Source organism: Phormidesmis priestleyi ULC007, from assembly GCF_003003695.1.
GTDB classification, from domain to species: Bacteria; Cyanobacteriota; Cyanobacteriia; order Leptolyngbyales; family Leptolyngbyaceae; genus Phormidesmis_A; species Phormidesmis_A priestleyi_A.
Map to the genome: position 1 here is coordinate 153,245 of NZ_PVWG01000004.1, position 19,120 is coordinate 172,364.

The 19,120-nt window shown below is 48.2% G+C and carries 13 protein-coding genes; 4 read left to right on the forward strand and 9 right to left on the reverse strand.

Annotated elements, in window-relative coordinates; translation table 11 throughout:
- Window positions 1-182: 182 nt before the first annotated feature.
- The 3 genes from C7B65_RS05935 to C7B65_RS05945 all read right to left on the reverse strand — a co-directional run bounded on the left by C7B65_RS05935 (window position 183) and on the right by C7B65_RS05945 (window position 5,584).
- Window positions 183-1,259: a tetratricopeptide repeat protein gene (locus tag C7B65_RS05935; RefSeq protein ID WP_073070658.1), complete on the reverse strand. Its 1,077-nt coding sequence runs from the start codon at window positions 1,257-1,259 to the stop codon at window positions 183-185.
- Window positions 1,260-1,798: 539 nt separating this feature from the next.
- Window positions 1,799-3,160, reverse strand: a complete 1,362-nt coding sequence (locus C7B65_RS05940; RefSeq protein WP_223257338.1) for a D-alanyl-D-alanine carboxypeptidase — start codon at window positions 3,158-3,160, stop codon at window positions 1,799-1,801.
- A gap of 123 nt (window positions 3,161-3,283) precedes the next feature.
- A complete protein-coding gene (locus C7B65_RS05945; protein WP_073070660.1) occupies window positions 3,284-5,584 on the reverse strand; it encodes an NACHT domain-containing protein in 2,301 nt (766 codons plus the stop codon).
- Window positions 5,585-6,263: 679 nt separating this feature from the next.
- Between C7B65_RS05945 and C7B65_RS05950 the strand changes: the two genes are divergently transcribed.
- Window positions 6,264-6,893, forward strand: a complete 630-nt coding sequence (locus C7B65_RS05950; RefSeq protein WP_073070661.1) for a hypothetical protein — start codon at window positions 6,264-6,266, stop codon at window positions 6,891-6,893.
- A gap of 29 nt (window positions 6,894-6,922) precedes the next feature.
- Here C7B65_RS05950 and C7B65_RS29190 read toward each other — a convergent pair whose 3' ends face one another.
- From C7B65_RS29190 to C7B65_RS05970, 4 genes are all read right to left on the reverse strand, one after another.
- Window positions 6,923-7,495, reverse strand: a complete 573-nt coding sequence (locus C7B65_RS29190; protein WP_073070662.1) for a Rieske 2Fe-2S domain-containing protein — start codon at window positions 7,493-7,495, stop codon at window positions 6,923-6,925.
- A gap of 309 nt (window positions 7,496-7,804) precedes the next feature.
- A complete protein-coding gene (locus tag C7B65_RS05960; protein ID WP_073070663.1) occupies window positions 7,805-8,671 on the reverse strand; it encodes a polyphosphate kinase 2 family protein in 867 nt (288 codons plus the stop codon).
- Between the two features lie 139 nt (window positions 8,672-8,810).
- Window positions 8,811-9,599 (reverse strand): Uma2 family endonuclease, encoded by a 789-nt coding sequence (locus C7B65_RS05965; RefSeq protein ID WP_106253946.1) that lies wholly within the window; start codon window positions 9,597-9,599, stop codon window positions 8,811-8,813.
- 85 nt (window positions 9,600-9,684) lie between these two features.
- Entirely contained in the window at window positions 9,685-10,041 is a 357-nt protein-coding gene (locus C7B65_RS05970) for a hypothetical protein (RefSeq protein WP_073070665.1), read from the reverse strand.
- A gap of 205 nt (window positions 10,042-10,246) precedes the next feature.
- Here C7B65_RS05970 and C7B65_RS05975 point away from each other — a divergent pair, with 205 nt between their 5' ends.
- Window positions 10,247-11,788, forward strand: coding sequence for a GTP-binding protein (locus tag C7B65_RS05975; protein WP_223257339.1), 1,542 nt, complete (start codon window positions 10,247-10,249; stop codon window positions 11,786-11,788).
- A 148-nt stretch (window positions 11,789-11,936) separates the two neighbouring features.
- On the opposite strand, the gene C7B65_RS05980 is transcribed toward C7B65_RS05975, so the two are convergent.
- Window positions 11,937-12,812, reverse strand: a complete 876-nt coding sequence (locus tag C7B65_RS05980; RefSeq protein WP_073070666.1) for a DUF2267 domain-containing protein — start codon at window positions 12,810-12,812, stop codon at window positions 11,937-11,939.
- A 268-nt stretch (window positions 12,813-13,080) separates the two neighbouring features.
- Between C7B65_RS05980 and C7B65_RS05985 the strand changes: the two genes are divergently transcribed.
- On the forward strand, window positions 13,081-13,566 hold the full coding sequence (locus C7B65_RS05985; protein WP_073070667.1) for a YbjN domain-containing protein: 486 nt from the start codon (window positions 13,081-13,083) through the stop codon (window positions 13,564-13,566).
- A gap of 4 nt (window positions 13,567-13,570) precedes the next feature.
- On the opposite strand, the gene C7B65_RS05990 is transcribed toward C7B65_RS05985, so the two are convergent.
- Window positions 13,571-15,388, reverse strand: a complete 1,818-nt coding sequence (locus C7B65_RS05990; RefSeq protein WP_073070668.1) for an AAA family ATPase — start codon at window positions 15,386-15,388, stop codon at window positions 13,571-13,573.
- A gap of 344 nt (window positions 15,389-15,732) precedes the next feature.
- Here C7B65_RS05990 and C7B65_RS05995 point away from each other — a divergent pair, with 344 nt between their 5' ends.
- Entirely contained in the window at window positions 15,733-19,065 is a 3,333-nt protein-coding gene (locus tag C7B65_RS05995) for an esterase-like activity of phytase family protein (protein ID WP_073070669.1), read from the forward strand.
- The last annotated feature ends 55 nt before the right edge of the window (window positions 19,066-19,120 follow it).

Sequence of the window (19,120 nt, forward strand, 5' to 3'; positions counted from 1 at the left end):
GAGGGCACAGCAGTGCCATGCCCGTCCATGTTTGTAAAATCGCAATCGTTTCTGAAATTGGTATTAATTTTGAATCAGTCATTCAAAATCTAAAGGTTCCCCGCAGGTCGCTCTTTAGCCTAAAAGAAGGACGCTGAGGTATCTGTGCTGGGTGAACCAAAGGGACAACCCTCTACGGATAGCTACCAAAAATTCAAATCTTTTGGCTCGATCGCGGCTTGATAAGTCGCCCGAACATGGGGTCCAAACACAATCAAATCTCCAGTTTTGAGCGCACAACTCTGTTGCTTTTGCCCATTCACCAGCAAGCCATTGGTGCTGGGTTTTCCAGCCAGATTGCCATCGCTAATCGTATAGGTGTAGCTGCCGTTGTCATGGTTAACTCGCCGCAACACCGCATGATATCGAGACGCAAACTGAGATCTTAAGCAAATATCGTTTTTAGGATCTCGCCCGATCGTGTAGTGGTCATTTTCTAACCCAATCTCATGCTGTCCAGCATCGTCTTCAACGACTAACAACGGCAGTTGATGGCCTGCCTCAGACTCTTGCACCGCTTTAGGAGGATGCAATTCTTCTTCTATCAGCGATGAGCCTTCATAGCCCTCACTACACCAGGTTGGCTTAGTCGTTGGCTGCCTCAGCGAGGTTAGCCCAAGTTGTTGAGATGCCAGTAGGCGGGCTTGCCAGGAAACCTGATCGTCGGCTTGCAGAGACAGCGCCCGATCGTAGTTTGCGATCGCTTCGGTGTAGCGTTTTAGCTCAATCAGCGCGTTGCCACGATTGCGCCAGGTCAGATAGTTTTCAGCGTTAAGTTGCAGGGCGCGGTTATAGCTAGCGATCGCGTCTTCATAGTGGCTCAACCCATAGAGCAAGGCATTACCGCGATTTTGCCAGGCCATCGCATGAGCATCATTGATTTGCAGCGTTTTGTCGTAGCACTTGATCGCCGCCTCATAGTCCCCTAACCCATAGTGAAGAGAATTGCCGCGATCGTGCCAGATCTCGTCAATGGCTTCTCGGTTTGGCTCGGTTTCTAAGGCTCGATCGTAGCTAGCGATCGCTTCAGAATAAAACCCTAAACTGTCTAGCGACAAGCCGCGCTCATACCAGGCTTCCCAGAAGTCCGATCGCGCTTGCAAAACTTTGTTGTAATGGGCAACTGCTTCTTCATGTTCCCCGTTAGCGGCGCGGTCTAGCCCCTGGCGGAAACAAGCGAGCGCGTCACCCGTCAGGGGAAGACGACCTGTATCAAGCATGGCTGGATTTATAAATAGTTTCTCTAGCCTTGGTCTTTTGAGACTAACACAGGAAGATCAGTCGTGAAACGCAGACTTGGGGGAATTGCGGAGTTTTCATGGGAACTATATAAAGTCAATGAGAGTTACCCTGTATATTCACCTTTCACGAGCGAGATCCGGAAATTATTGAAAATTAACTCAGATCTTTCACCAGTCTCAACTATTTCCCACTCACCTGCCCTGAATTAATGTCAGTTCGAGGAGGTTTTTCGCTTCGTTTTGAGCGGCTTCAGCCCCCTAAATCCCCCATTCTGGGGGACTTTGAACCGAAAATCTTGGCTCAAAGTCCCCCAATTTTGGGGGATTTAGGTAGCTCTCCCAGATTCACAATCGTAGCCAATCACTTCTGTCGAACTGACGTTGAATTAAAATTCGGGCTAATAGCCAAAGTCCTCTGAAGAGGACTGAGCAAACGTTTTAACCCATTTCAATGGGTTTGAGCTATCAGCCAGGAACTTCAGTTCTGGGCGGTTGTGGCGAGAGGTGCAAGATCTAAGTTAATTGACCCGCTCACTCACGGGCGCTTTGCTCGATCGCTCTGAGTTGATTGACAACGCGGCTGGAGAAGTCTGCACGGCTCCCCACTGGCTGGATAGACCTCGTAACAGGGCTTCTTGATCTGACCGAAAGCCTTCTAAATTGTTGTTGCCCCCGTTGATTACCACAAACCAAACCACCCCTTTTTGACTTGTCGGCAACGCGCCTGCTAAGGCACTGACGGCATCTAAACTGCCCGACTTAGTGACCGCTAACGCCGGAATTTTACGGGCATCGAGAACGCCGCTATCTTGCCCGACCACAGTAAAGATATCGGCAACCGTGAGCTTAAAGGGTTCGAGAGAACGCTCGATCGCCAAAAACATCGCGCAGACCGCACGGGGAGAGAGGCGATTTTCGGTGCCTAACCCTGACCCATTGACCAATAGCACTTCTGATTGCGGAACGCCTGCCGCTTGCGCCGCCTTAAAAGAGACGATTTTTGCTCCACCAACTGTGCTGGCGATGATTTCTGCCATCGCATTATTGCTATAGCGATTCATCTTCTTCAGCAATTCTGCAAGTGGAAGCGACTGATGGCGCAATAGCGGTTTAGCGTTTGCTGGCAGAGCATTGGCGACTTTCACATCTCCCGCGATCGTCACTTGGGGGCGCGGCGTTCCGGCTGGGAGGGTGAGATGTTGGGCTTTGACTTCTTCAGACCAGAGTGCAGCATTCAGACCTTGTTTGAGCAACTCGCCTGACGCTTTCGGGTCTGTGTCAAAGTTCATATAAAATCTGCCGACGACAATCAGATTGCCCGTCACCTGGCGGATTTGTAGCTGATTGAGCAGGTTGCCCACGGCGATCGCTTCCTCCCACACAAATAGAGGGTCGTTTCCGCCTTGAACGATCAGATCTCCTTTGAGAATGCCATTCTCGATCGTTCCGGTTGAACTGATTTCGGTCACAAATCGATGGTCAACGCCAAACGTTTGCAGTGCTGCTAGAGAAGTCGCTACTTTTGTCAAAGAGGCGGCAGAGAGGGGGGTGGTGCCTTGGTGATTGGCGAGTAGCGTGGTTCCAGACTGCATCCAAACGCCTTGCGATCGTTCTGAGAACCCTTGATTTGCCAGTTTTTTGAGATATTGCTGAATGGTGCGGGTTGTGGCAGCGTCGGGCGTAGTCGGTGAAACCAGCCCAAACGGACTTTGACTCGCAGAACTCAAGGCAGGCTGATTAGAGATGGGCGAAGCAGTCGCTTGAGGAGCCGTTGATTTAGACGCTTCTGCTGTGCAACCAGCCGTCAATCCTAAAATGAGTAACGCGATCGGAAAGGAGCGAGATTTGAGCATGATTTTAGCGAGGGGCTGCCACAACATCACAGCGTTTCTCAGGATATGCTAAACGATCGATCGTCACCAAAACACATTTCTCCCAAATTTATTAGAACAAATGTTCTTAGGTTAAGGGTGACGATCGTCCGTTAAAGTCTCACCACCTAATTAGGTTTGTTGGGTGCGATCGCGATCGATTTCACTCATCGGCAACAGCAGGGTATCTTCGATCTCTTGCCGCACGTCTCGACTGACATAACAATCGCTATTGAGACAATCGATCAGCAGCTTGTTGCATTCGTAATACTGCTGTAACAGTTGCTTTTGTTGATCGCTAAATTTCCAGTCGTGACCGATGTTGCGATGTTCGATCATCACTCCTCTTAACGTTTCAAGCCAAGTTTCTATCTCAGTTGATATAAAATTCCAACATGAATCTGTATCACAAATAGAGTTATAAAGAACTACAGATAAACGAATGATTTCTTGCTGCAAATCTGGAGTAATATTGCAACTTGCAAGATCGTTGAAGCACCAGGTTGCCTCATCAAGATATTGAAATTCATGAGTCCATCCGCAAAGCATCACGCTCTCACAAGCTGCCACCAGCCAGTAGTCAGTGGATAAGTCTTTGTCTTTTGAAAGAACTTCCTCGAAATTTAAAAAATTATTGCTGAACTCTAATTGAGGAAAGTTAAAATGTGCTGGTGGGAAAGTATTTGGCAAATCTAATTCAAGCGAGTAAAAGAGATTAAAGTAGAAGGCTCTAGTGGCTAGTTGTTGCTTTCTACAATCTATGAGATTTACTTTTCCACTCAACCACTTCAAAAATTGTTGTAGCTTCTTATCAGCAGCAAGTATCACATCAATATTCTGTTTCATCAGCTTCAACAGGTCGTCAGCGTTTCGCATCATGCTTGTGGTGAGCAAAAAGACTTCACGCCAGCGTTTTTCGGTGAGGTGTTTTACCAGATTTTCGTAGGCAGAGTTGGCGACGATCTCTCTCGCTGCAAAATACTCTTGAAAGGTCAGGTGAGAAAACGAATAGATGCTCTTTGCACGTTCTACAAACAGTCCGTGTTGTGCCTCAATGGATTTCAAAACGGCTTCACTGTCCATTCGTAAAATTTCTGGGTCTGAATCAACGTTGGGTAAATTGCGAATGAAATCAGAAATGTATGCTTCTAGCGTTTTTTGTTTGAAGAAGTAGTCTTTCTGCTCAAAAGTTGTGAGAGCAATTTGGCTCAAGAGATCTTCTTTGCGCTTTAGAGATAGATTCTTGTAAAGCTGCTCTCGCTCAATATTGCGTTTTCCATCCCATTTTTTGAGCAAGATATCTAAGCCTTCTTTGTAAAGCTCAGAGCGATTTGCCGGAAAGTCTGCACTTTCGCCAAAAACAAGACAGAGCAAAGTTAACAGCAAAGGACTGCTGGCTAATTCTTGAATCGGTTCGTTCTCTTCTAGTTTTTGAATGAAGCATTCTGCCTTTGTCGGATCACTGAGTCGAAACCAGTTTTGAGAAAAAATCGCAATTTGTTCTGGATCAAAATCTGCTACTTCGACTTCAGTAAATCGCTCAAATGTGTATTCTTTTGCGGCAATTCGACAAGTCATCACAAACTGATTGAGATGAAACTGATCAGAGAATTCTAGAATCTGCCGTAAAACTCGTTTAGTATCTTCTTCTCGAACTTCATCCAACCCATCCAACAACACCAGCATTTGACCCTGCTGCAAAATCTCTCGCAAAGCGTCTGAAGTCGGCAACTCAACAAGCTGACTAATGTAGATGAATAAATCAGGGGTTCCTTCAATTTCAGCAAAATCTTTGAGCGTGATAAAAACGGGGATGCGGTTTGCCTGAAAGTTGCCCTCAATGCACTGCATCGCCAAATATTTCAGAAAAGTAGACTTTCCCGCCCCTGGTTTGCCCAACACCATTAGTTTGCGATGCTGTTCTACGGCTTTCAGTCCCGGCACTCGCTTCTCAGTGACTTGGCTTAGTCCAGCCCGATCGAACTCCTCAACCCCACAGTTCTGCAAATCTGCAATCTCAAAGCGATTTCGTCCTGTGATTCGCTCCAGAATATTGACGTTGGTATAAATGCCTCGCTCTCCGGTTAGCTCGATCGGCTGCTCCATATCCAACACGCGCATCGTGCCGCAGTTGTGATGAACGATCGGCTTAATCTGTTCGCGAATTGCTTGGACGATCTTGTCGATATCAGTGCTATCTACTTCTGGTTCTGCTGGTCGATCGATGATGTCTTCCCAGGTCAAATCTAAGGTAGTGCAAAGCTCGATGAAATTGCTGCGATCAATCGGCTTGCCAGCAAGAAACTTACCAATGGTACTTCGAGATACACCAGTGTCGTCAGCTAAATTTTCTTGCGTCCAGCCAGCGTTGTTGTACTTTCGTCGGATTTGTTTGAGTCCTTCCTGAGACGCATGACACGATCGCTTTGCCATTACCAAGAGCCTAAATTTGGGTGCTTGTGAGCGATCTTACACAACTCACGCAAGTCACGCACAAATCAAGCGCGTACCCCAGCAAGAACTCAAAGATCAGCTTGAGAGATTGGATGTATCGAGTTAACCAATCCCTCCCATGCTTCAAAATCAGAACTCCAACAAGAAAAAGTGGCTGAAAGTTATCGAATTTGCGATCGTTGGCTTTGCGCTTTGGCTCAATCCTAGTGCGGGTCTTCTGATCTTTCTGCTGAAACTCTGCTTTCAAATTCTGTACGCCCTGCAAAAGGACGAAAAGAAGTAGACAAAATGGCTGGCGGTTCCTTCTATGATTAGACCTCCTGCACGAATCCGGGAACGCCCCCTAAATCCCCCCAATTCTGGGGGACTTTGAAACCGCAGATCTTCTCAAAGTCCCCCATTCTGGGGGATTTAGGGGGCACAAGCCGACCGCAACGGAGCGAGATCTGAGAGAGTTGATAGCGAGAAGTTTATTCATGCAGGAGGTCTAGTGAAGCGATCGCCAACCCACTGATCGACAAACTTCTCGATCTCATTCTATCTACGTGAACCTTCACTCAGCCTGCTGTGGACTTATCCCCTCAGATTATGGTAATGAAAAGATATTGCTTTAGCCAAGCAATCTAAACCAACATCAGGCTTTTGAGGAGTGTTAATAATGCATAAACTGAACGATCGCAGACTTCCAGTGAGAATTTTGGCAGGGATGACGATCGCGACGATCGGTTTAGAGTTGCCTGTTCTTGCAGTTCCTACTGCACCAATGTTAGTGGCTCAAGTTGCCTGTGTGGTCAGTAAGACGACTCCGGTTTTTAGAACAGCGAATCCTAGTGACTCAGAGGTGTTGCCGCGTCGCCCTCTCACAGTGGGCACAGCAGTTGCATTAGTAGAACCTTTGCCCAGTGTTCCGCCAGTCCGTGTTCAAATCAATCCGAATGGATTTGTTGATTTTGCGGCTCTCAACTGTGGTAAACCCCCGACTCCACCACCCACCACAAAAACGAGCGTGTGTCGCACCGTCAGAAACACTGTCACCTCAATAGCAGTTCGTCGAGAACCCAGACGAGGATCGCAAGCGATCGCCGCTGTCGGAGCCAATCAGCGAGTTTACATCACCCAAAATGGAGGAGTCACCACTTCCATCAGAGACGCAAGCGGTGAAGTGTGGGTAGAAGTTGATTTGCAACGCACCTTTGGCAAAAACTTTGGCATCGCGCCCAGCTTTGGTTGGCTTTCTAACACTGAACCGAGCGATTCAAGAAGTACTCTAGTCAACGGGTGTGGTTAAACCACATTGAGTGCTTCTGTCTATAACAGTCATGGAGCTTTGACCCGTGGATCGATCGCGGGTTGATGATCAACTAAGCGAACCTGATTCTGCTTGACGACTACCGTTAAAAGTCCCAAGTTACGCCGAGCCGGCCCATGCACGACTCGACCTTGATTGTCATAGCGTGAACCATGACAAGGGCAGACAAACTGATTTTGGTCAGCTTTCCACGCGACAGTACAGCCCAGATGAGTACAGACCGAACTGATGGCATACTCGGCAATCATCGGAGGATTGGTAACGACCAGATAAACGATCGGTGGATTGGGGAGTCCCTTCGCTGCAACTCGGCTTCCGGGCGGAACAGTAGGCAAAAGCTGATTGACTTGAATCGGTTGTCCACGCTCATCTTTGGCTTGTACGCCTGGCAGATAATCTTTGCAGCGCGAGTTGAGCGGCGATGCAGTGCAGAGTTCTTCTAGTGTCAGTTCAACACTTCCAGCAGGCAGTAAATATCCAAGTGCGATCGCAGCAGTAGCGCTACCTGCCATGTATTCCAAAAACTGTCGTCTCCCAATTCGAGGGATGGGATGAAGCTGGGCGCGAGATCCAGGAGTCATATCTCGGTTTCCTAAATGAGTCAGCTATCAGCAGCTTTTCAGTCGCTAGAGCTTGTGTGTAGTCAAGATTCTAATCGCTCCATCGTCGATCGTCGAGAATTCTCATCAATCAACATGAAGCCGATCGCTTTTTGTCTCTTGTGCCCATTTACGGAAATGCACTTTACTTAATCTCATCTGAGATTTGAGCCGATTAATCCACTAACCGATCTACCAAAGCGCTGCTTGTACGGCTGAAATGGTGGTTTAGCTAGATCTTTTCATAAAGGATACTTGTACTACTAGAGAATTGCGGCAATCATATCATTCCTATTCGTGTTCTAGCATCTCTTTAGCCGCTAGCAGTTGTTGTTGATGCTCTTCTGTCAGGATGGGATATTTCAAGTCTAGAGAAGCTAATTTGTTGCAGATCATATCTGCCACTACCATGCGTGTAAACCATTTGTGATCGGCTGGAATAACGTGCCAGGGTGCCCAGCTTGTGCTGGTGTGATTAAAGGCTTCTTCATAAGCATGCATATAATCATCCCAACAGGCGCGTTCTTTTGCGTCACTGGTAGAAAATTTCCAGTTCTTTTCGGGTTGATTAATTCGTGCCAAAAACCGTTTCTTTTGTTCTGCTTTAGAGACATTTAAGAAGAACTTTAGAACAACCACGCCATTGTTGACTAAATACTTTTCAAAATTGTTAATCTCTTCAAAGCGTTGTTTCCAAATGTTCTTCTTGAGCGTGGCTTCGGGTAACTGCTGTTTTGCTAAAATCTCTGGATGCACCCGCGCAATTAGCACTTCTTCATAGTAAGAGCGATTGAAGATGCCGATGCGTCCCCGTTCGGGTAATGCTCGAACCGATCGCCATAAATAATCGTGATCCAGCTCTTCATCTGAAGGTGCCTTAAAGCTAAACACCTGACAGCCTTGCGGATTGATGCCCGACATCACATGTTTAATCGTGCTGTCTTTTCCTGCCGCATCCATTGCCTGAAAAATAATCAGCAAGGCATAGCGATCGCTGGCGTAGAGAACGTCTTGATAAGCCGCTAACCGTTTAATATCACTCTGCAATTTGTTGGCAGTGTCTTCGTTTTTTTGAGACTTGCCGAGGTAGCCAGCGTCATAATCTTTGCTCAGTGAGATCGTTTTTTTGGGAGGAACGATGAATGGGTCGTAGTTCATAACAATACTAATGTCCTTCCTATAGTCCCGTAATGATTAAGGGTCTACGGTTATCTAGGAGAGAGCAACTACCCTTGGAGAGGTTATTCACCTTATCGATTAGTCAGTGAGTCTCGATTCTCTTGCCAATTTTGCTCCTCTAAGTCAAACGATCGGGGTCAACTCCCAACTTTCGCAACTCAGCCGCCAGCGTCTCTGCTCGTTGACGTTCTTGGTCTGCTCGTTGACGTTCTTGGTCTGCTCGTTGACGTTCTTGGTCTGCTCGTTGACGTTCTTGGTCTGCCTGTTCTGCACTCCAAAGCAGCAGATTGCCAGAGGCATCCCACCAGCGCAGCCAGTTTGCGGTCTGTCGGAGACGCTCCCCTGACCAGATTCCTAAAAACAGATTTAACTCAGGAATCCACACCCGTCTCTGCTCATCGGCTTCCTGCATTGCATAGCGTCTGTTTTGCAGGCACCGCACTTCTAGACTAGGTTCATAGGGATCGTAGGTGACATAGGTGGGCACTTGCAAAATTTGCTCATAAAAATAGAGCTTGCCGTAGGGAGGAGTCGATCGCACTGACAACTCGCCTCCTTCTTCTTGAGAGAGAAACTCCATTGCTATGGCAACAGGCGCACCGTCTAGGTTGGGAGTGTAGCTGCGTCGAATGGTGCCCTCTGCTATAGAATGCACTTGGGGCACATAAAACCAGTCTGGGGCTTTGACCACCGTCTTTTTGTTGACCGTAGCGACCAACCCAAAATTTGAGCCAATCAGCATTTCTGGCTGGATGTGCCCATTGGCTCCTAACGCATCGGTCAAGGCGGCGGCGAGGGGCGGTTGTTGAATATTTTCCACAGGGTCGTCTGGTAACACAAAGTCGGGTGGCAGAGCCTCCCAGGTGACGATCGGGTCTGTTTTGGCAGATGGAATTTGCAGAACCATAAGTTGACCCTTAATCAGAGACTAGTCGTCGCAGCCCTCTCAAGATATCTAGAGTTTAGCCAATTCATCTATCTCAGAGAGAGTCTCAATAAGCCGAAATTTCATCCACTCGGATTTCAATCAAGGTTTCAGCTTCACTAGAAGAACCAATCAAAACTCTAGCGCTAGTAGAAAAATGTAACAACGCAGTCGAGATCGCGACAACATGGTTTAACACACGCTGACTCATGGCCCGATCGGCTCCGTTAATCACAAGCGTTGGGGCAGTCGAAATCGTGGTGAAACACCATTCACAGTTGGTCAACAGCGCTTGGGTCACGCCATCACAAGATTCATAGAAATATCGACTAAGGGCCTCTTCGAGTTGCCGACCTAAACTGCTATCACTCTCTTCTAACTCAAGAGGTGGCAAGTCATCAAACGGAAGTGAAGTAGGATTCATAAGGTATAGAAGATACAACAGCTATCTCTATTAGGCCCAAGAGACGTGAGCAGACCGATCGGGCTGAGTCTATAGCAGCGCGAAATCGATTTCCAGAAAGTGCTGAGTTTTATTGCTATCATACGCATCAATTCTGCGATGGACAAGTCTGGGCTAAATGCTTTTGTATTCATCGTTACGTTGTGATTGAAGGATTTTCTGTACGGTGACTCTGCGTTCAATCTGGGCAGATCGCCAGGTAGGGTTTTCACGATCGCACAATCTAAACCCGAATTGGCAATTCTGCACGAAAATAGATTTAGCGTTAATCGGTTTAACTTTGAGTCAAGCTCAATCTTCTCGATCGCACTCTTCAACGTCGCGGGCTAAACCCCAGGAAACGCAGCTAATCCGAGCGAGGGCAAGTTTGCGGCAGACTGTCGCGAGCTATTCGCAGTATTTGCGATCGGCTAAAAATCCTGCTCTGCAAACGTCGCTCAAACCAGAACTCGATCGGCTTTCTGCCAACCTCAACAAGCTAGACAACGCTGTCGTGCGGATTGCGGTGTTTGGCTTGGTGAGCCGAGGCAAGTCTGCAATCTTAAATGCTTTACTAGGAGAGAAAGTTTTAGAAACGGGGCCGATTAACGGGGTAACGCTCAAACCGCAAGTGATTCGCTGGTCGCCAACCGGGGGGATTGTGCCACCAGAACGCGCGATCGTGCCTCAAGGTGCCAAGGTGCAAATCGAACTGATCGACACCCCCGGACTCGATGAAGTCGATGGACAAACGCGCGCAGACATGGCGCGAGACGTGGCAGAACAGGCAGATTTGATTTTGTTTATTGTCGCTGGAGATATTACTCGCACAGAATATAAAGCGCTCTGTGACCTACGACAAGCGCAAAAGCCGTTGATTCTTGTGTTTAACAAAATCGATTTATATCCCGATCAAAGTCGGCAAGCCATCTACGAAAGTTTGCAGCGATTGGGCGCAAGAACGGGAAGCGGCGCGCAGCTTCAAGAGTTGTTGACTGCCGATGAGATTGTCATGGTTGCAGCAGAGCCAGCGCCCTTGCAAATGCGCGTCGAGTGGGCAGATGGGCGCGTCACTCACGAATGGGAAACGCCACCGCCGCAGATTGATGAATTAAAGTACAAGATTCTCACTATTTTGAATCGGGAAGGCCGATCGCTGCTGGCACTCAATGCCCTCTTTCAAGCCAAGCATTCCGAGACTCGCATGGCAGAAGCGATCGTCGAAATTCGCAATGCTGACGCAGAGGCATTAATCTGGAAATTCACCCGATACAAAGCCCTAGCCGTCGGACTGAACCCGATCGCTATTCTCGATCTTATGGGTGGTGCAGTTTCAGATTTAGCGATGATTCGCGCCTTGGCTGAGTTATATGGGTTGCCCCTGACTCGCTATGAAGCAGGCAAATTGTTAAAAACAATTCTCATTAGCTCTGGTAGTTTGCTGTTGAGCGAAATCGGAAGCGGCATCTTGCTAGGAATGGGCAAGAGTGTTACGGCGATCGCGACCAGCACAGACACCTCAGCCGGGTTTTCAGCATTGGCGGGTGTGGCGATCGTCCAAGCTGGAATTGCAGGCTACGGGTCATATGCGGTCGGTCGTGCAGCCCAAACTTATCTAGAGCAGGGCTGTACGTGGGGTTCGCAAGGTGCCAGCACGGTGATTCGTGAGATTCTCAACCAGGTCGAACCCAACACCATTATTTATCGATTGCGGCAAGAGCTCATGTAATATGCGGCAGACCGCCCTCACCCTAAATCCCTCTCCCTAAGGAGAAGGACTTTGAATCTGGCTCCCTTCTCCCCAGGAAGAAGGGTTGGCGAGATCTTCGACCCGCTTCGCGAGGAGGGTATTCTAGGCTACTTATCGCTGCACACGCCTAAGCTTTTTCCCAAATTGCCCGAATCTCATCAGGCAGGAAATTGGCAACTTCTTGAATCCGCCCTTCAGACAACTGATCTTTAGTCGCTGAGAAGACTGCCTCGACTGCTACCTCTGGAGGAATCGTGACCGCTAAACCCGCTTCTTGACGAATGCGGAATAAAAACGTGCTGGATTTGATTTTAAGCGGTGGACGAACGCGACTGAGAAAATGCACGATCGGGTTTGTGTCTTCCCACAGGTCTGCAATTTCAGTGGCGATCGGAGTCGCGGCATAAAGCGTTTTGTCGGTGTTGCCTGCTTCCATCGGCTCATGCAATTCTTCAGCGACGTGATCGACGGCTTCGTTGGTCATCATGTCGCGCATTGTGCGAAACACCACTTCGGTAATGTCTCTCGCGTCATAGTGTTCCTTCAATCCAGTTTTGACCATTACCTTTTCTAAGAACGGCAGATCTTTGCTATAAACCGGAGCTGCCTGACCCCGATTCATATTTTGGGGAGGATTTGCCTCCATCTCCGCCAGCATTTTTTCACCTTTCTCGGTCAGTTCTGCTTTTTTAAACTCGATTAGGTGAGGCAATGGGCCATCGGGTGCGCCGTAGGTGTTGGCAATTCTCAGCCCAAACTCTTCTGCATTCACCACGTTGGGAACATCCTCTTGGTTTCCATAAGCGTTGCCCGAAAATTCGGCATTAATATATTGCCGTTGATTGAGATAATCTAAGTGCCCTAAGAGGTCTGCGATCGACATCTCAATGCCCGCAAAATCGGCATCTGTAAAGTTCACGGGATCAGGGCCGGGAACCCGATCGCTATCATGAATCTTTTTCAACATGATATAAACCACATCATCTCGAATAGCGATCGGCATAACAAATCTCCTGTATTAAATGCTGTTGAAAGTGTAGTGTTTTCAACATCAAAACTATTACGCAATAGTGTTGATCCCTTCATCTATCAGGAGTGACATTGCTAAAACTGAGATTTATATCATCAGGCAGATTAATTCTCTAAATTAGGCGAAATCGCCCGAATAAGGTAAAGCTAAAGAAATATAAAAGGCTGAGAAACAATCACAGCAATCAACGATAAGGTAGACTCAGCCATCACTCCGCAATAATTCTAAAACAGATGTACTTATGGTGAACTATCAGTCTAATCCTGAGACCACTTCAACATCCGCGCTATCGGGCGAAGACCTGGTGGGCGGTGCCAATGGCATCAACATTAACGAGGTGATTGAGACGGTCATTAACAGTCTTGACCAAACCAATAGCGCTATGGTCAGCCACAATGACAGTGGAAATGTCTGGAAGTTTAAGTATGGCAGCGTCGAAGTGTTTGTGCAGCTAACAGGCACAACTGATGATGATATGTTTACGGCTTGGGCAACGGTTCTCGCATTACCCGCTAAAAATGAGCCGCAGTTAATGAGAAAACTGCTAGAGATGAACTGGAAAACCACATTTGAGTCTGCGTTTGCAATTTTTGAGAATCAGGTTGTTGTCTTGTCAAGCCGCACGGTGGCTGAGTTATCGCCAGGGGAGATTTCGCGATTGATCACGGTGGTGGCCACGATCGCGGATGACAATGATGATGCTTTACAAGCAGAGTTTGCAGGTTAAATAATTACAGGGGCGATCGCTGACTAGAAAGGCGATCGTAAGCCGCAACAAAATCATCGGTTGTAATGTGAACCGCACTCGGATCGCTCAAACCCTGACTGCGATAGCGACGAACTGCTTCTAACGCAGCCTGGTTACTCAACAGGGCCAAGTCTGCCCCGTTCCAGCCTTCGGTTTGAGTTGCCCAAGTGTCTAGATCTATATCGGCTAACGGGCGATCGTGATTGTGCACCTGCAAGATCGAAAAGCGACTAGCTTGATCAGGTAAATCGACTTTGATCTGCAAGTCTAACCGTCCAGCCCGCAACAAGGCAGGATCGAGCGCCTCTGGGCGATTAGTCGCGCCGATCAGCAGCACATTAGAACACTCGTGTAAGCCGTCAAGTTCGGTGAGTAGTTGACCGACAACGCGATCGCCCACTCCCGAATCACCTTGATAACTGCCTCGTGCTGGAGCAAGGGTATCAATCTCATCAACAAACACAACGCAGGGGGCGGCTTGTCGCGCTTTCACGAAGAGTTCTCGCACGGCTTGCTCAGATGCCCCGACCCATTTGCTCATTAGTTCAGGGCCGTTAACCGCAATAAAATTTGCCCGCGCCTGAGACGCAACCGCTTTAGCCAGCAGCGTTTTGCCCGTGCCCGGAGGACCCCAAAGCAGAATGCCTCGTGGCGCTTTGGCTTTAGTGCGCTGATAAAGTTCGGGATAGAGCAGTGCCCCTTCAACCGATTCTTGTAAACTTTGTTTGACTGATTCGAGTCCGCCGATCGCATCCCAAGCAATGTTAGGTGACTCAACTTGTACCGATCGCAAGACAGCAGGTTTAATCTGCTTAATCGCCTCCAGAAAATCGGTCTGCGTCACGCTCATCGTGTGGGGAGTCGGCTGACTCAAAGAAGGCACCAGACGACGCAACGCAACATAAGCGGCTTTTTGACAAAGGGCTTTCAGGTCTGCACCAACCATTCCGCCAGCTAGATCCGCGATCGTATCCAAGTTGACCGTTGCATCTAACGACATGGCTCGCGTCAGAATACGAAGAATTTCTAATCGTCCTGCCCGATCGGGGATGCGGAATTGAATCTCTCGATCGAACCGTCCTGGGCGGCGCAACGCAGGATCGAGGTGTTCAGACCGATTGGTTGCGGCTAAGACAATCACGCCTTTAGTTTTGGCAAACCCATCCATTAAGCTCAACAGTTGAGCGACAACGCGCTTTTCGACCTCGCCCTCGACTTTGGAGCGATCGGGCGCGAGACTGTCAATCTCGTCAATAAATATAATGCAGGGCGCAGAGCGGGAGGCTTTTTCAAACAGACTTCGCAATCGCGCTTCGGCTTCCCCATAATATTTGCCCATGATTTCGGGGCCGACGATCGCGATGTAGTTTACGCCTAAATCTTCGGCTAACGCACGAGCGGTCAGCGTTTTGCCTGTGCCTGGAGGCCCGACCAATAGCACCCCGCACGGCGGTTCTAACCCAAGTTTGGTGAGCAACTCTGAGCGCTTCAGGGGCAATTCTACAAGTTCGCGCAGTTCTCTGACGATTTCAGAAAGTCCGCCGATGCCGCTCAACGACTCTGACGGATAACTATCGGCAGGCGGCGGCGTGATAATCACCTCACTGACTGATGTTGAAGGAGTCTGCTCATGAGAGGCGGGCGGGGATTCTTGACGAGAAGGGCGGACTTGAGTCCGGGTTTGCACATCCACCCGAAACCCCCCAGTGTCGCCTCTACCTTCTAAATCTCTGACCAACTCTAGGAGATCTTCAAATCCCCGATCGATGAACTCTTCAAATTCTTTTAAAAGATCGCTCATGTTAGTGTTACCGCCCCAGTGATTTTAGTATAGACATTCCTATCCTCAGCCGGGGCACTCCCACTACCGCAGAAATCATTCCCTGCCGACAAAAATTTTCTTATTCAACTCTTAACCGTTAATTATCAGGTTCATTAACTCAACAGACTATTGTTCATACTGATGTGTAAATAATTTCTCGTTTGCCTGCATAAATCTACCAGGCAGCGAATCGAATTGATTATTTGATGTAATCACTTCAGCAATTTGAACGTTATTTCCAAAGTTTAAGCCAAGTGAATGGCCTGCAATTAAATTGACTGCTGGATTTTAGGGTCTAGTTCTTTTCTATTGGATAAAATTTCATGAATAGTGACGTTTTGCCTCAAGCTTCTACCATTTTTGCCAATCCTGGTTTGACTACTGAGATTAGTGCTTCTCGCCAACTGGTGGCTTCTGCTCTAGATGCTCAAGTGCGCTCCGATCGTCCATCTCACCTAGTATCTCGTGGAGACAAAGACGTAATTATTGAGGGCTTCAACGGTGTAGGAACTGGGATCAATCCGTTAGAGGGGACGATCGCGAAAGCTGACACCCTCACATTTCAAGGAGAAGGATTGATTGCAAAATCAATGCTCTTGACTCAGCAGGGCGATCATGTAGTGATTACATTTGACAACATTAAAGATACGAAAGTCACATTAAAGGATTTCAAGCTAGAAAACTTAGACAACCTGCAAAAATCGACAGGTTCAACGGTTGACTTAAGCAATATTATCTTCAATGGGAAAAATAGCTCGACCGATAGTTTTGATGTCTTTAATGCTGATTGGCAGAAAAAGCAAATTTTTAATCGCAATAGTGTCACGTTTCTCAACGATTTGGATAACACGATTCAGGGATTCGATCGCTCCGATGATGTGATTAACGGTCAGGGAGGTGACGATCGCATCAAAGGCAAAGGCGGTAACGATATTCTGCGCGGCGGCGATGGCAATGATCTGATTCGCGGCGGTCTGGGCAACGATCAGCTAGACGGCGGTGCAGGCAGCGACACCTTTGTGCTGGCGCGAGGCGAAGGAACTGACACGATCAAAGATTTTAGTCTCAAAGATAAAGATCGAATTGCGCTGATTGGAGGATTAACTTTTGAGCAATTAGCGATCGACGCAGGCACGAATGCAAATGCCAACGATACGCTGATTCGAGAGGTTAACACAGGCGAAATTCTTGCCATTCTCAAAGGAGTCAAATCAACCACGATCGACGACACCGCTTTTGTTAGATTAGACGATGACTATCAAGCAATTTCAACTAACATCAGTCAACTAATAGGACGCGCTGTTCTTCCTGCCGCTACGTTTGCGACTGGGGCGACTTCTGGACAGTTTTTGACCCTCAACAATGACGGCACGATCGCAACGCTCAACGCTAATGGACAATCCGTTCCCTTCAACGGACAACCGACTCAAGGATTTTCTGCCGTCCTGCCCGGTGCAAAACCAGGAACCTATTTGGTGTTGGTCGATAATGGCTATGGCGCAAAGGCAAACTCTGCCGATTCGCTGCTGCGATTTTATGCGGTCGAGCCAGACTTTACGACGGGTAAAGTTTATCCGGTTAGCGTCAAGACGGGCGATCGCTTAGACAGTTTTACGAGTGATAGCCTGTTTCAACTCAACGATCGCAACAACATCCTCAAAGACTTTCAGACGATTGTTGCCGATCTCAACACCTATCCCGGTAGTGACAAACTCCAACCCGGCGGAATTCCAGTTGATCCTGCAATTAAAGCGGGTCGCTTGCTCACAGGCGCAGATTTTGACTTAGAATCGTTCCGGCGATCGAGCGATGGCACCTACTGGTTTGGCGAAGAATTCGGACTCTTCTTACTGCACACTGACGCAAAAGGCACACTTCTCGAAGCCCCGATTCCCACGCCCAACGCTTTGCCATTAAACACCCTCAATGGACAAGACCCGATCGTGATTGGGCACCGGGGCGTAAGTGGATTGCGACCAGAACACACGCTCGCGTCTTATCAGTTAGCGATCGACTTAGGCGCTGATTTTGTTGAGCCAGATTTGGTTTCTACAAAAGATGGGGTGCTAATTGCCCGTCACGAAGTCAACATCAAAGACACAACTGATGTTGCCAATCATCCAGAGTTTGCCAGCCGCTTCACGACCAAAACGATCGATGGCACTGCCGAAACGGGCTGGTTTGCCGACGACTTCACCCTCGCCGAGATCAAGACTCTGCGGGCAAAAGAGCGGCTTGCCTTCCGCGATCAATCGTTTAACGGTCAGTTTGAAATTCCGACGTTGCAGGAAATCATTGACCTGGTGAAAAAGGTAGAAACGACCACGGGCAAGAAAATCGGCATCTATCCCGAAACTAAACATCCGACCTATCACACGAGTGTAGGTCTAGCATTAGAAATTCCTCTAGTCAGCATTCTCAAAGCAAATAATTTTACCGATCCCAGTCGCGTATTTATTCAATCGTTTGAAGTGGGGAATCTGAAGGCGCTAAATCAGTTAATCGATGTGCCTCTGATTCAACTTTATGATGCTAGTGATGTGGCGCTAGACGGTTCACTGATTGAGATTCAGCCCTACGATTTTGTGGTGAGCGGCGACAAGCGCACCTACGCCGATCTGCGAACTCCTGAAGGGTTGGCAGAGGTGGCAACTTACGCCGATGGCATCGGGCCCTGGAAGCGGATGATTGTCTCAGTTAAAGGAGTTGATGCTAATGGCGACGGCATTGCTGATGATGTGAATGGTGACGGCACAGTGGATGATGCCGACAAGACCATCACCCCGCCCACGTCGCTGATCACCGATGCTCACAATGCAGGCTTGCTCGTCCATCCTTACACGTTCCGCAACGAGACGCGCTATCTAGCATCCGATTATAAAGGCGACCCAGAGCGAGAGATTCGGCAGTTTATTGGGTTAGGCGTAGATGGGTTCTTCACCGATTTTGCGGGCACTGGCAAAGCGGCGCGTGATTTTGTGACTCAGCAGTTTGTGCGATCGCCCGACAATCCTGCCTTTGCCAATCTCTCAGAAGCAGACAAAATTAAATCGGCTAATCTGCCTCGATCGAAAGGATTTGAAGGCATGGCACTCAACGCAACGGGCGACAAACTCTATACGATGTTAGAAGGCGCGATCGTCAGCGATTCAAATCAAAACCGATTGCTAATCAATGAGTTTGATCTCAAAACCAAACAATACACCGGAGAAACATTTTCCTATCGGTTAAACGCACCCGGACGAGCGATCGGAGACTTGACTGCGATCAATGATCACGAATTTATCGTGATTGAAAGAGACAGCGGACAGGGGAATGCGAGTGATCCGGCATTTACCAATCCTGCCCGGTCTAAAAAACTCTACAAAATTGATTTGAATGTGATCGATCAAGATGGCTTTGTCGAAAAAGAGCTATTAGCAGATTTGCTGAATATCTCTGACCCGCAAGCGATCGGCGGCAACGGCACCACAAACGGCGTATTTACCTTTCCCTTTACGACGATCGAAGATGTGCTGCCGATCGATGCTCAAACTCTGCTGGTAATCAACGACAACAACTATCCCTTTAGCGTCGGTCGGACTTTAGGACAGCCCGACAACAGCGAATTCATCGAAATCAAGTTAAGCAAGCCTCTCGATTTAAAGGTGCGTTAAGTTAACGTCAGTTCGGCGAGTTTTTTCGCTTCGTTCTCAGCGGCTTCTGCCCCCT